11 protein-coding genes and 2 pseudogenes are annotated in these 14,062 nt (G+C 44.2%); 4 read left to right on the top strand and 9 right to left on the bottom strand.

The features are described from left to right. The first annotated feature begins 740 nt into the window (after window positions 1-740). Complete coding sequence (locus B9T16_RS18135) at window positions 741-1,937, top strand: HetZ-related protein (RefSeq protein ID WP_006620165.1); 1,197 nt, start codon at window positions 741-743, stop codon at window positions 1,935-1,937. 205 nt (window positions 1,938-2,142) lie between these two features. Beyond that, entirely contained in the window at window positions 2,143-2,904 is a 762-nt protein-coding gene (locus tag B9T16_RS18130; protein ID WP_006620166.1) for a PHP domain-containing protein, read from the top strand. Window positions 2,905-3,208: 304 nt separating this feature from the next. Here B9T16_RS18130 and B9T16_RS18125 read toward each other — a convergent pair whose 3' ends face one another. From B9T16_RS18125 to B9T16_RS18100, 6 genes and pseudogenes are all read right to left on the bottom strand, one after another. Beyond that, entirely contained in the window at window positions 3,209-3,949 is a 741-nt protein-coding gene (locus tag B9T16_RS18125; protein ID WP_410245402.1) for a response regulator transcription factor, read from the bottom strand. Window positions 3,950-4,097: 148 nt separating this feature from the next. Further along, window positions 4,098-4,949, bottom strand: coding sequence for a type I methionyl aminopeptidase (map, locus tag B9T16_RS18120; protein ID WP_410245401.1), 852 nt, complete (start codon window positions 4,947-4,949; stop codon window positions 4,098-4,100). Between the two features lie 224 nt (window positions 4,950-5,173). Further along, a pseudogene (locus B9T16_RS18115) lies at window positions 5,174-5,554 on the bottom strand (ribonucleotide-diphosphate reductase subunit beta); the annotation flags it as partial. Window positions 5,555-5,875: 321 nt separating this feature from the next. Next, a complete protein-coding gene (locus B9T16_RS18110) occupies window positions 5,876-6,361 on the bottom strand; it encodes a ribonucleotide-diphosphate reductase subunit beta (RefSeq protein ID WP_286131468.1) in 486 nt (161 codons plus the stop codon). A 361-nt stretch (window positions 6,362-6,722) separates the two neighbouring features. Beyond that, on the bottom strand, window positions 6,723-6,935 hold the full coding sequence (locus tag B9T16_RS18105) for a hypothetical protein (protein ID WP_006668400.1): 213 nt from the start codon (window positions 6,933-6,935) through the stop codon (window positions 6,723-6,725). Between the two features lie 150 nt (window positions 6,936-7,085). Beyond that, on the bottom strand, window positions 7,086-9,344 hold the full coding sequence (locus tag B9T16_RS18100) for a ribonucleoside-diphosphate reductase subunit alpha (RefSeq protein ID WP_006620172.1): 2,259 nt from the start codon (window positions 9,342-9,344) through the stop codon (window positions 7,086-7,088). A gap of 233 nt (window positions 9,345-9,577) precedes the next feature. Between B9T16_RS18100 and B9T16_RS18095 the strand changes: the two genes are divergently transcribed. Next, window positions 9,578-9,982 (top strand): DUF4346 domain-containing protein, encoded by a 405-nt coding sequence (locus tag B9T16_RS18095; RefSeq protein ID WP_006620173.1) that lies wholly within the window; start codon window positions 9,578-9,580, stop codon window positions 9,980-9,982. A 99-nt stretch (window positions 9,983-10,081) separates the two neighbouring features. Here the strand turns inward: B9T16_RS18095 and psb30 are convergent, their stop codons facing one another. Then, a complete protein-coding gene (psb30, locus tag B9T16_RS18090) occupies window positions 10,082-10,213 on the bottom strand; it encodes a photosystem II reaction center protein Ycf12/Psb30 (protein WP_006620174.1) in 132 nt (43 codons plus the stop codon). 187 nt (window positions 10,214-10,400) lie between these two features. On the opposite strand from psb30, the gene ileS reads away from it, so the two are divergent. Next, entirely contained in the window at window positions 10,401-13,295 is a 2,895-nt protein-coding gene (gene ileS, locus B9T16_RS18085; RefSeq protein WP_410245400.1) for an isoleucine--tRNA ligase, read from the top strand. A 98-nt stretch (window positions 13,296-13,393) separates the two neighbouring features. Here ileS and B9T16_RS18080 read toward each other — a convergent pair whose 3' ends face one another. Together B9T16_RS18080 and B9T16_RS18075 are read right to left on the bottom strand one after the other, a co-directional pair. Further along, the gene (locus B9T16_RS18080) at window positions 13,394-13,606 is read right to left on the bottom strand and encodes a hypothetical protein (protein ID WP_410245399.1); all 213 of its coding nucleotides are present in this window, start codon (window positions 13,604-13,606) and stop codon (window positions 13,394-13,396) included. 31 nt (window positions 13,607-13,637) lie between these two features. Beyond that, a pseudogene (locus B9T16_RS18075) lies at window positions 13,638-14,062 on the bottom strand (ParA family protein); the annotation flags it as partial.

Below are 14,062 nucleotides of genomic sequence, written 5' to 3'. Positions count from 1 at the left end.
ACTATTTCCGCTAAAGAATCTAGTAACTAGCTAGTCAACCGGCCTTCATTCCAAAGATAGTTCGCAACAGTGTAGTCAAATTATGAAGTAGGGTGGGTGTAAGGCGGTGGAACCCAACACCAGGGTTTTGTATAACGGCGGTGTAACCGAACACCAAGGGTTTTTTACGAAGTAGGTTGGGTGTAACGGAGTCGAACCCAACACCAGGGTTTTGTATAACGGCGGTGTAACCGAACACCAAGGGTTTTGTATAACGGCGGTGTAACCGAACACCAAGGGTTTTTTATGAAGTAGGTTGGGTGCAGGGCAGTGGAACCCAACATCAGGGGGTGTTTCTGTCACCGTGGTGGAACCCAACATCAATTTTATAAGTGGAACCCAACATCAATTTTATAAGACTACAGAAGGAACCAGTTAGGTAACTGTCTACGGAATGGCGGTAGTCCCAGAGGCAGACCAGTGGGGGAACAGGAGCGATCGCGCTTATGTCTAAATCCTTATGCAGAGGGAGTTTGAGCGAAATGGAGCCGAGAGTGATTGTGTATAAGTAGGTCAGTTCACCCTAGGAGTGATTGCAGTTACTTAAAAGAGTGGAACAGTTCAGACCCTGTTTGAATGTGGTTGCTCCTACTATTCAAATTGTAGAGAGTTGAATCAGGACAGGGAAACAAACAAGCCAGCCAAGACCTTGCACCTGCACCTCAACCTCTGCAACAGCCAACTTATACCAGGTAATGAAAATGTTTAATACCAATTCTACCAACGTCGTCGCCACCCCTGAACTGTCAGATACCAGTGTTGAGACCTTACATACTCAAACAGTAGTGAACAGCCTCCTAGACGAAATTAAGCAGGTTCTGAAACTGAAACCAGCCAGCAGCGACTCAGTAATGATGCGAATTGCCATAGAAGTCGATCGCATTTGCAGCAAAAGCAAGCGGATTCAAGATTCCGGGGAAGTAGGAACCTGGCAACTGAATTTAGCCCGTCATCGCCTGCAAAAATGCTTACAATACTATCGTCTAGGTTCCCGTCAAGGTCGGGTGGAACTGCACTCCAATTTGGCAGCGATGGTGTACCGCCATGTGGCTCCTTTTAACTCTAATCTGCATTTCCAGGCTCGGTATAATCTGATTGAAGATTTCCTCCAAGGTTTCTATATTGAGTCTCTGCGGGCGTTTCGTCGTGAACATGAACTCGAAGCGGACTATACCCCCCAAACTCGGTTAGAACTTTCGGAATATATGGCTTTTACAGAACAATATGCCAAGCGTCAGATTGGTTTACCGGGTCGCAACCGCCAACGGTTAATCGTCCTGCGGGCTCAAGGTTTTGCTAAAGGTCAACCCCCAGAAATGTCTCTTGATATTGAATTGGCGGTTGAGGGGGGCAAAACCGAGGAAGCTGAGGCTCAAAGTCGTACCCACGCTATGCAGCAAATTCGCGATTTGATGGTGTCTGAGATGGTTGACCCGGCTGATGCTGTATTGCGCGATCGCGTAATTGCGGAACTGGTACAATATCTGGAAGCCCAGGGTCAGAATGATTGTGTAGATTATCTAGTTCTGAAACTTCAGGATTGGCAAGCCGGCGATATTGATAAGGCCCTTAATCTCACCCCTCGTCAACGGGACTACTTACAACAGCGGTTTAAGTACCATGTCGAAAAGTTTGCTCACTCTAATAACTGGAAACTGGTTCATGAGTGGTTGGGAGCGGACTTAGACCAAAAACTGGGGATGACTACTGAGCAATGGGCGGCGTTTCAGAATAATCTGTCTCTGGCGGAAAGGACTTTATTGCAACTAAAACGGGATGGAGAACCTGATAAGGCGATCGCTGTGGCTCTCAAATGTACTCCCAAACAGGTACAGAAGCGTTGGTCTAAATTGCTTAATCAGGCTGCTAGTTATCGCAACAGTGAAGCATCAGCTTAGGGTGGGGAAAAATGGGCATCGGCAATTCCACCTGATCGCCCCATCCTTCCCTAAAATGGCAGTTAGTAAGTATATATAAGAATTAGTAAGTATATATAAGAATTTTAAATCTAAAATCGTCCTTAAATCAGCCGAAATCCCACATCAGGCCTGATAAATTCGATACAGTAGATGTAGGTAAAGGTTTATTAAGAAATCGACGGCTATGTCAGTCAATCTTGTCCCGGCTTCTGCATCCTTCTCCAGTTTATCGAAAACTTGGGAAAATGCTCAGAAGCAATATGTTGAGTCTACGGCTATGAGTCGGTCAGCACTTATTCAAGTCTTACAGGGAATTGATGCGGATAGCTGTCCCACATCCTACAATTTCCATGCTCATACCACGAAATCGGATGGACAGCTTGACCCTATCGCCCTCATTCAACAGGCGATCGCTATTGGACTCAAAGGACTTGCCATCACAGACCACCATACCACTGAGGGCTATCAAATCGCCCAGCATTGGTTAAATCACCGGAAAAGTCATGCTTGCAAACCAGACAACATCCCATCCCTGACCCTGTGGACGGGTGTTGAAATTAACGCCCACCTCCTGGAAACCGACGTACATATTTTGGGCTATGCTTTTGACCCAGATGCTCCTAGTATCTATCCCTATTTACAGCATCATTCAGTCCCTCGTCAACATTCCGGAGCCCGGGCTGTGATCGCCGCTATCCAAAACGCCGGCGGTTTAGCTGTTTTAGCTCACCCAGCACGATATCGCCGCCCAGCAGCAGAACTCATCCCCGAAGCCAGTCGCCTGGGAATTGATGGCGTTGAGGTTTTCTATGGCTATCGCCGGACTAACCCCTGGTATCCAACCCCAAAAATTACTGAAGAAATACAACAACTGGCTTGGGATTACAATTTACTGCCCACCTGCGGCACCGATACCCACGGCCTTAATCTATTAGTGCGACTCTAAATTTTCAACTCCCCGCTCACAAGAGACGGGGTATATTTTTGGTCATTGAGCATAGTGCATCGCGATAATTCGATCATCTCTAATCTCAAACGGTGCCCGCCATGCTAATCATCAGGAAAAAACTCAACAGCAGCACCAGGAGTAAAAATGTTTGGATTAGGGTTGATACTGATTCTTTATGCAGAACAGAGGTTTTCATAATCGGATTGACTGTTGTCAATTTGAACTCTCTGACTGAATGCTAACCAAAAAATGGAGATTGCATGATGATTCTCAATAAATCTTAACAAATATCCAAGTATTTTCATTTAGTTAAACCGTGTTCGAGAGCATAACGGACTAATTCAGTGCGGCTATTAGTTCCGGTTTTAGTAAATAACCGACTCACATATTTTTCGACATTGCGGACACTGGTTTCTAAACGGCTGGCTATTTCTTTATTCATTAGTCCTTGGGCGACTAAATCTAAAACACTTTGTTCTCTGGGTGTTAGGTCAATTTTAATGGGGGAAGGACTCAAATTGATGCCAGTTTTACCCTTGAGCATATTTTCAATGCGGGCAATTTGTCCAGCTAAGGCGGTAATATCTGGGCTGCCGTCTTCGGCTTCTTGGCGGGTGGCGGCTCGACGTTCTAACAGGTTTTTAACAATGGCTACAAGTTCTTCTGGGTCAAAGGGTTTAGATAAATAGGCATCACAACCGGCTTGATAACCTTGAATGCGATCGCCTTTCATCCCTTTAGCAGTCAAAAACACCACAGGAAGGGCTTTAAATTTAGGGTCTGAGCGCATTTGTTCCAGGAATTGATAGCCGTCAACTTCCGGCATCATAATATCAGTAATTACCAAATCTGGTAGATTTTGCTGTAGTAATTCCCAGCCCAGTTTAGCATTTTCCGCGACATCTACAATAAAATTACTGTCCTCTAAATAGGCTTGGACAGCTTCCCTTAATCCCGGTTCATCATCTACTAATAAAAGTCGAGGAGATACTGGGGGTATTTCTTCCCCTTGTGGCTCATTTTCTGGGATTTGATTTGACATTTTTATAAAGTTGATAAAAGTTAACAGGTTTGATGACTTATCAGCAGAAGCCGGGGAAAGTGGATCTCTCCTCAACCCTAGACCCAAGGGAGGGGGTATTTAGTAGGGTTGAGGAAAATTTACCTGTTTTGGCTGGTGGGGTATCTGTTTAGACTTGATGGCGATCGGTTAAAATTTCGTAGCCGTTTTCAGTCACTAATACAGTATGCTCAAATTGGGCAGATAAGGCGTTATCAACCGTAACTGCCGTCCAGCGATCGCTAAGGATACGGGTAAATCGAGAGCCAGCGTTTAAAATAGGTTCAATGGCTAGGGTCATACCTGCTTTGAGCTTGACATTAGGTAAATCATAGGTGCGGACATTAAACACCGAAGGTTCCTCGTGCAGGTTTTCTCCTACCCCATGACCTGTAAACTCTTGGACAATCTGAAAGTTATTAGCTTCTGCGTGGTCTTGAATAGCTCCAGCGATGTCTAGCAAGTAGGCTCCAGCTTTGACTTGTTCAATGCCTTTATACAGACATTCTTCAGCCACTCTAATCAGTTTACTAGCTGATGGTGTCACTTCACCAATAGCAATAGTGATGCAGGAGTCTCCATGAAAACCCTGGTAGTAGGCTCCTGTATCGACTTTTACCACATCTGAGTTACGGATCACCTTATTTTTACGGGGGATACCGTGGACTACTTCGTTATTAATGCAGATGCAAATACTAGCCGGGAAGCCGTGATAGCCTTTAAAGCTAGGAACAGCGCCTAATTCCCTAATCCGCCTTTCAGCGTAGGCGTCGATTTCTGCGGTAGTCATACCAGGTTTGATCTGTTGTGAGATCTCTTTGAGGACTGTCGCGACTATTCTACCCGACTCTCGCATGATTTCGATTTGTTCGGGGGTTTTAATGCTGATACCGCCACGGCGTTTKTTAATTTGGGGGGGTTTGGGTTGGGGTGGGGCTGGGGGTGCTGGTTTGGAAATTAAATCGCTAAACAGTTTTCTCATTATCTCGAAGATTGGATCAATGGAATTTTACAGGGGTGCAATATCTTATTGTAGAACACCTGTTGAGGAATGTCTGGGTTATATGGGTCTGAAACATTCAGTATTATTACTCATGGTAGCAATTCCGCGTCAGAGGCTGACCGTAGAAATCAAAACAGGAAGAGGGTTGTGATAGCTTCTTCCTGTCTTGGTTGCGTTGCTAACAGTTTAGTGGTGGGTAATCCTCAAATTTCATCCCAGCCACTCACCCCAGAAGACATCACATAACTGGTAACACTGGCTTCAAAGAAGTTCGCCTTAGTGTGAGCTTCTTTTTTAGTATCCGAGAAACGCTCTAAATGAGTATAGGGACTCTTTTGGTATTTGGGGTCACTATAGAGGGATTCTAAACCAATAGAACGCAGTCGGATATTAGCGAGATATTTAGTGTACTGTTCTGTACTGTGTTCAGTAATTCCCAAAATGTTGTTACCAACAATATGATTGGTCCAGCGGCATTCATGTTGAACAGCCGCATCGAACATTTCATAAATCCGGTCTTGGGAATGGGGAAAAATTGCCATAGCTTCCGGGATAATTTTCTGGAATAACCGCACATGAGAAAGTTCGTCCTTTAATGTTCAGTAGGGGTCGCTACTCCCTACCCGCTTAATTTAAGCAGCTACCCGTCGCCGAATAGAACAGACCATATCACAATCCTTAACTTATTTATTTAAGAAGGATTCCCCCCGCTTCGAGTCGCTTGACTCTACTCCATTTCTGGATGGTCTTTGCACGTCCCTTGTTCATACAGTTGCCAGATGTTAACTCTGACATAGTTTGAACATTCTGCTAATTAGCATAGGTTTCGCTCAGGATTATCTCAATGAGACTTCCCCTGAATTCAAGGGGTTTTCTATTATCATTACTGACAATAGCCGCTAACATTAACGGTTAATCATCTTGAAAATATCGGCACTTCCCGGCATTAACATTCGCGAGGCTAAATTGTAGAAGAAAATGAACCCATTATAAAAGTACATTCCTTCTAACAAGTAATCTGCCATCAATGAGACAAAGTAATTTTCCGGGGTGGGATCATCAACATATTGTTGATAAAGTCCGGCGATAAATTCACATCGATCGCGTAAAACTTTATCGGTGCGCCAAAAGTCATAAACGTAGTTTCTCCGTTCGGAAGGAATGATAGTTTCAATCATGTATTGATAACTCTGATTGTGCATTCCTTCTTGAGAGATTTGTTCGGCCATACAGAGGCTGACTTCTGGGGCAGTTACACTATTTTTGATATAGGGAATGTTGCAGGTTTGAATGGAATCCAAGAAAGTTAAATAAGATAGAATTCCATCAAATGCCGTCCGTTCATCAGGGGTTAAATTAGTGTAATCAACAACATCCTGGGTGATGTCCAGTTTTTCAGGTCATTGATGTTCAGCAACATTCGCTAGGTGTTGCCCGCTTTATTCAAGCTGCTATGTGTCACCACATAGATCGGACTATATCATCATCTTTTGTTAAACAAAAGAGCCCCCCGCTTCGACAGTCAACCGCTTACTGCCTACTCCATAAGCTGGATAGTCTCTACACCTTCTCACTATCTATGAGCTAGGCACGGGATTGTCTGTAGTGCCATATGCGATCGCAATTAGCGCCCAAAAAACCTTTTCTTTGTTTAATATCAACTTGGTAAGGTTCCTTGTCGATTATCCCCAGTTTTGGCGAACCATGCAACTCCAGAGTTCCCCCGTTTTCAAGGGGTTTAATCTGGGCTACCTAATTAACCCAGAAATTTTCGCGCATTTGCTTGTATAAACCGACTGCCCAAGAATAGCGAACATCATTAAGTTGCATTAGGTTGGTAGTCTCGCCAAACCACATTGAACGGTGAGCCACATCATCATTACCATCAGGATTAAAGATGGGATTGAGAGGCATTTTGTTGATTTGCTTATTGTTGTGACCGTTAAAGTTTAGTACAAGCGTCATTTTTTCCATCCAAAACGGGAGTTTTTGTTGATGTTTATAAATGCTGAAAAGTTGTATTTATCAGCGGTTAATTTTCATCAACAACACGAAACTAATCGGGAGAATTTAGGATTCCCCCGACTACAAGTTTAGTGGTAACGGATATTATAGCTAATTTGCACAAGCTGTGCAGGCATCTTCGGATTCTTGAAAGCTGTCCCGCTGCACTGTCCTGACATAATAGATGGCTTTGCACCCCTGTTCCCAAGCCGCCATGAGGGTTTCAAAGATATCTTTAGCTTTCAGGCTGCGATCGGGTTCTTCAGGGAAATATACCCCTTGATTGAGGTTAAACATCAACTCCATTGATATCCCTGTATCAATCCATTGCTGCATGGTGGCTACGGCTTTGACAACAATTTGCTGATCTAGGGTTTTATTCTCTGGGTAAAACCAGAAGTTTTCTTTAATAAAGGGAGGGGCAATGGGTACGGTTCCTTTAGCCCATTTGTCATAGAAGAAACGACTATAACAGGGTAATACGCTGGCGGTGCAACCTTGGACTAAGGATGATGAGGTATTGGGGGCAATGGCGGTTATATGAGAGTTCCTAATCCCATATTTTTGGATATCTTCGCTTAATTCTTTCCACCTGATTTTATCGTCGGCGTGGGTTAAAAACCAATCGACGGGTTTGGCACCAATTAACTTGCCTTGACTCCAGGAACTTCCAGCAAATGCGGGATAAGCCCCCCTTTCTTTGGAGAGTTCCATTGAGGTTTTGGTGCAGTAAAATCCGATATCTTCAAACAGGTTGCTAATTTCCTGCACATGGTTATAGGAAAAGCGCCGTTTTGCTAACCAATCAGCTAACCCCATGACACCTACGCCAATGGTGCGATAACATTGATTATGGTCAATACTGGCTTGAAATGGTGGGTGGGTAATTTCGATGGTGTTGTCTAAAATTCGGACGGCTATTTCGCAAATATTGGGTAGGTCTTGCCAATCTAAATTAGCTAAATTGAGACTGTTTAAGTTGCAGGTATGGGCGAGTTCTCCTGGTTTGACGTTAGACCAAGATTCTTGGCACAAATTACCCCCAGGAATATATCCTTCGTGTTGGTTAGGATTGGCAGCGTTGCTAGTATCTTTAAACCACAGATAAGGCATCCCGGTTTCTACTTGCGATCGCATAATATTTTTGAACAGTTCCCTAGCATTAATCCGCTTATATAGCTTTAATTTAGAATCTAAAGAGGATTCGATTTTTTGATAAGATAACTCAAATTCTTCTCCCCACAATTCTGATAATTCTATGCCTAATTTTACCCGGACTTCGTAGGGGTCAACTAAAGTCCAGTTTTCGCAGTTACGCACCCGCCGCATGAATTCATCAGAAATCACTAATTGGGGGAAAATATCATAAGCCTTCCGGCGCTGGTCTCCATTCTCGGTTTGCATTTCCAGAAATTCGAGAATGTCTAAATGCCACACATCTAAACTGACTGTAATTGCCCCAGCCCGACGGCCTCCCTGATTAACAGCAATAGCGGTATCATTTAACAGTTTAATCCAGGGAATTACACCACCGGAAGCGTTAGGCTTACCCATTACCCAGCTACCTGTCGCCCTAATGCGGCTGACATTTACGCCGACACCGCCACCATTTTTAGAAATTCGGGCAGCGTCTTTAATGGTGTCAAATATGTTCTCTAAATTATCATCCATACCGATAATAAAACAGGAACTCAAAGACCCGTTAGGAATCCGCAAATTAGCTAAAATTGGGGTGGCTAAAGAAATCTGACGCAGGGCGATCGCTTGATAGAATTTATGCGCCCAAAACATTCGTTTTTCTGGGGCTTCGACTACGGCTAATAATAAGGCACAAGATAATAGGGCTTCTTGGGGTAATTCCTGGGGTAATAAATAACGTTTAGTTAGTAAAATCGCCCCCGCATAATCATAATCCTTATCCCATTGGGGGTTAATCCAGGTTCCGGCTTCTCTCAACTGTTCGGGGGTATATTTTAATAAGCGATCGTCATATTGACCGGCTTTGACTTTGGTAGTAACGGTTTGGCAATAATCCTCATATTGATAGCCACGGCTAACCAGGGTATCTTTCCATAAATTCCAGATATGCAGCCTCCCGGCTACATACCGCCAGTCTGGGTCGGAGGGGCTACACAACTCTAGGGCACAACCTATTAAGTTATCTTGAATTTCCCTGGTGGTGACGCCGTTTTTAAGGCGAGTGGTCAGTCCAGCTTCTAAAGTAATGGGGTTAGCATCTAAGCCTTCACAAGCCCAGTTAACGACTGCGCGAATTCTGGACACATCCAAAAGGGTTAACGATCCATCCCGCCGGATTACCTGAATTTGGCGATTGAAGGGGGTATCAGTTGTGGTTGATAGGGTTTGCATGGTCTGTTTATGTCTGAAATTTGAATCAGCTTTACTAATTTACTCCATATATATATTTAGTGACAGGTATTGACAAATTTCTCGTTTTACGCTATATCTAGTGGCAAATGGCCAATTACTATTTTTTAATACTTGGAGGTTTCTGTATAAATTAATACAATCCTCGGTTAAATATTCGACATATTGTAAAGTAATAAGTAGACTGTATTGTAGCGATCGCATTTTTAACTTTTGTGTCTACTCTATCAACGAACACCAACCTATCTCCAGAAGAACGCATAGCGTTAGATGACAAGCTCTCCCAGCGTTTTATTAAACTCGATCCGGCGGGCTATTTTATCATTTATATTGATCGAGAAAGGGGCTTAATTTGTGCGGAACATTATAGCAACGATATCAACGAACAGGGCCTAGCGGTTGATCCAGACACGGGGGAACCTTTCCCGTGTAAAGGGGAACTAAAGCGGACTCCCATGGGTATTTACCGGGGAAGAACGGCGAAAGAATTGGGTATTAAAATCACAGAAGAAGCCAGTCGGTGTCCGCTGAGTTGTTTCGATCATGCCCTATACCTGGGGCGGGAGTTCGTCCGGGCGGAAATGGCTTTAGTGAATGGACAGGATTACATCCAGGACTAAATTTGAGTCGATGTAGGTCTGCTGGTAGGCACTGGAAAATGGGAGGGTAGGTAAAACCCACCCGCCTCCGCTGGATTCAGAGATTTTGGGGGTCTGATGCTACAGGTCGCCCCCACGAAACGCCAACAATACGATCACTACCGGGCCAGCAATCACAATCAGCGATAGCATTAGTAACTGGGCGATCAGTTCAAAATTGACATTGCTGAACAAGTTGGTAATAAAGTCCATTGTTCCTCCCAAAACTTCCCAAAGCGATGATATAAACCAAGGTCTAATCATATCAGGCGATCGCCCGATTATTTTAAGGAACGTTACAAAACTAAACACACCGATGGGGAATTTGTGGCAAGCCGTCCCCAACAGAGTTAAAATATCTGAAAACTGCTAACCCTAGAGAATCGTTCAGTATACTGCCGTGACCGAAAAAAACGCCTACAAAGACACGGTTAACCTGCCCAAAACCAAGTTTGATATGCGGGCTAATGCCGTCAAACGGGAACCAGAATTACAAAAATTTTGGGCGGATAACCAGATATACGATCGCCTCTGTGAAAACAATCCGGGCGATCGGTTTGTAATTCATGATGGCCCGCCTTATGCGAATGGACAGCTACACATAGGCCACGCCCTGAATAAGATTCTCAAAGATATTATTAACCGCTACCAAACTCTACAGGGGCAAAAAGTGCGCTATGTGCCGGGTTGGGACTGTCACGGACTCCCGATTGAGTTGAAAGTGCTGCAACAGATGAAGCAGTCAGAAAGGGAACAACTCACGCCGATGACTTTGCGTGAGAAAGCGCGAGATTTTGCCCTGAAAACGGTTGAAGAACAAAAAACCCAATTTCAACGTTATGGGGTGTGGGGAGACTGGGACAACCCCTATTTAACCCTAACTCCCGAATACGAAGCGGCCCAAATTGCTGTATTCGCTCAAATGGTTCTCAAGGGATACATTTATCGGGGTCTAAAACCCGTCCATTGGAGTCCGAGTTCCAAAACAGCCCTGGCGGAAGCGGAGTTAGAATATCCAGAAGGTCACACCTCCCGCAGTATTTATGCGGCTTTCAGAATTACGAGTTTAGCTGAATCGGTGCGAGAGTTACTGAGTCCATATTTACCGGATTTAGGAGTAGCAATCTGGACGACTACGCCGTGGACGATTCCGGGAAATTTGGCAGTTTCTCTGAATCCAGAATTAACATATTCGGTGGTAGAAACTCAAGGGGATTCTGAGAGTTCTATTGAGTTTAAATATCTGTTGGTGGCGGCGGAATTAGTGGAAAGGTTATCAGCTACTTTTGAGACTAATTTAACTGTGAAAGCCACGGTAAAAGGCGAACTGCTAGAAAATTGCACCTATAAACATCCTCTATTTGACCGGGAAAGTCGGATTTTAATTGGTGGTGATTATGTGACTACTGAATCGGGGACGGGTTTGGTTCATACAGCACCCGGTCACGGTCAGGAAGATTATATCGTAGGTCAGCGTTATGGTTTACCTATACTTTCGCCAGTAGATGAAAATGGTGATTTTACGGAGGAGGCGGGAGAGTTTGCGGGTTTAAATGTTCTCAAAGATGCTAATAGCGCGATTATTGAAGCGTTACAAGAGGCGGGTTCTTTGATTAAGGAGGAACCCTATCAACATAAATATCCCTATGATTGGCGGACGAAAAAACCGACAATTTTTAGGGCGACAGAACAATGGTTTGCGTCGGTGGAAGGTTTCCGGTCACAGGCTTTAGAGGCTATTAAACAGGTGCAGTGGATTCCCCCCCAGGGAGAAAATAGGATTACGCCAATGGTAAGCGATCGCAGTGATTGGTGTATTTCTCGTCAGCGCAGTTGGGGGGTTCCGATTCCGGTTTTTTATGAGGAAGAAACGGGGGAACCTCTGCTAAATGAGGAAACGATTAACCATGTAAAAGATATTATTGCTCAACACGGTACTGATGCTTGGTGGGAACTTTCGGTTGAGGAATTACTGCCGGAATCCTATGTTAATAATGGCAAGAAATACCGCAAGGGAACCGATACTATGGATGTCTGGTTTGATTCGGGTTCCTCTTGGGCGGCGGTGGCTAAACAGCGCCCAGAATTGGCTTATCCGGCTGATATTTATTTAGAAGGTTCTGATCAACATCGGGGTTGGTTTCAGTCTAGTTTGTTGACCAGTGTGGCTAACTATGGGATTGCACCTTATAAAACTGTACTAACTCATGGTTTTGTCCTGGATGAAAACGGCCGGAAAATGAGTAAATCTATCGGTAATGTGGTAGATCCGGCTGTGGTTATTAATGGGGGCAAAAATCAACAACAAGAGCCTGCTTATGGTGCGGATATCCTGCGTTTGTGGGTGTCTTCGGTGGATTATTCTGCAGATGTACCTTTGGGTAAAAATATCCTAAAACAGATGTCGGATGTTTACCGTAAAATTAGGAATACGGCGCGGTTTTTGTTGGGGAATTTGCATGATTTTGACCCGGCAAAAGATGCGATCGCCTATGAGGATTTGCCGGAGTTGGATCGGTATATGTTGCACCGCATGACGGAAGTGTTTGCGGAAGTGAAAGACGCTTTTGAAACTTATCAGTTTTTCCGCTTTTTCCAAACGGTGCAGAATTTCTGTGTGGTGGATTTATCCAATTTCTATTTGGATATTGCGAAAGACCGACTATATATTAGCGCGGAAAATGGTTTCCGGCGGCGCAGTTGTCAGACGGTTTTGGCGATCGCTCTGGAAAATTTGGCGAAAGCGATCGCGCCAGTTTTGTGTCATACGGCCGAAGATATCTGGCAAAATATGCCCTATTCTACCCCCTATTTATCAGTGTTTGAATCTGGTTGGGTTCGGTTAGATGAAACCTGGAAAAAGCCTGAATTAGCAGAGTTTTGGGTGAAATTACGGGAGATTCGCGCCGAGGTTAATCAGGTGATGGAACAGGCGCGCAAGGATAAAATGGTGGGTTCTTCTCTGGATGCTAAAGTATGGCTATATGTGGCAGATGAAAAATTGCGTCAACAGTTAGCAGCCATGAATCCAAATCCGGCGGAATTTAAGCAGAATAACGGGGTTGATGCTTTGCGATATCTGTTGATTTGTTCTCAGGTGGAGCTATTGGAAAATCCCGATAAACTGGCGGATTTGCAGTATAAAAGTGAGTCGGAATTTATGGCGATCGCTGTGGTGAATGCTGATGGCGAAAAATGCGATCGCTGTTGGAATTACTCTGTCCATGTCGGTGAGTCTTCAGACCATCCCACTATCTGCGAACGTTGTGTTTCGGCTTTAGCCGGAGAGTTTTAACCACAGAAACCGGGTTTCTGCAAGCCCGGTTTATTAATTACCCAAATCAATCAACTCGCTGGATGCAAAGAAACAGCCTCTTTTGATGCTAAAGTGGGTCAGTTAGAAGGAGTCAAATTGCCATCAAACCCCAATTGACCAAAGCTGAGATAGAGGCGATCGCACTTATAACTACTCCCGAGCCTTTGGTCTATGATTGGAATATCCCACGAACAGCGATCGCGCTTATTACTCCCCGATCCAGTGAATTTTAACCGCCCAATTATCACCTCAATGAAACAGGAGAGAAAATAACTTCTCTCCGCAATCACTATAAATTGATGTTAATGGTTAATTTGCTTGCTACTTTGTACCTGTGCGACTCATCTTAAAACCATAGACATAAATATCAGCAAATCCATAACGTTGTTCCTTTTCCCGCCATTTCGCCAGCCCAATTTCGCTTAAAAAATTGGCAAATTCATCAAATTGAGAATATATTTCTCGTGCGTTCTTCTGCCATATTTGTTCCAGTTGTTCTCGGGAAGGTAAAGCAGGAACACCTTCTAATGAATCAAAAAATTTACATAGATCGGGATATTCCTGTTTAATGGCATCACAACGTTCCTCTGATGCCTTTTCTAAACCAATCTCCAGAGATTTTCCGCGAAGTAAGCGATCGTCAGTTGGAGACTTAACTGATGTTTGCCCTTTATAAGTTAACTCCTGCTCTCTTGCTCCTTGAAGTAAAGCACTTAAACTGCGGGGATAGGCAGTGCCATTTAAGT

This window comes from Arthrospira sp. PCC 8006, assembly GCF_046480465.1.
Classification (GTDB): domain Bacteria; phylum Cyanobacteriota; class Cyanobacteriia; order Cyanobacteriales; family Microcoleaceae; genus Limnospira; species Limnospira platensis.
The sequence above is the reverse complement of the archived record's forward strand: the minus strand, read 5'-3'. Positions and strand labels throughout refer to the sequence as shown.

What these genes read in the sequence shown, in the direction of transcription:
- B9T16_RS18135 (WP_006620165.1), top strand. Translation starts at nt 741, where the DNA reads ATGTTTAATACCAATTCTACCAACGTCGTCGCCACCCCTGAACTGTCA.
- B9T16_RS18130 (WP_006620166.1), top strand. Translation starts at nt 2,143, where the DNA reads ATGTCAGTCAATCTTGTCCCGGCTTCTGCATCCTTCTCCAGTTTATCG.
- B9T16_RS18125 (WP_410245402.1), bottom strand. Translation starts at nt 3,949, where the DNA reads ATGTCAAATCAAATCCCAGAAAATGAGCCACAAGGGGAAGAAATACCC.
- B9T16_RS18105 (WP_006668400.1), bottom strand. Translation starts at nt 6,935, where the DNA reads ATGACGCTTGTACTAAACTTTAACGGTCACAACAATAAGCAAATCAAC.
- B9T16_RS18100 (WP_006620172.1), bottom strand. Translation starts at nt 9,344, where the DNA reads ATGCAAACCCTATCAACCACAACTGATACCCCCTTCAATCGCCAAATT.
- psb30 (WP_006620174.1), bottom strand. Translation starts at nt 10,213, where the DNA reads ATGGACTTTATTACCAACTTGTTCAGCAATGTCAATTTTGAACTGATC.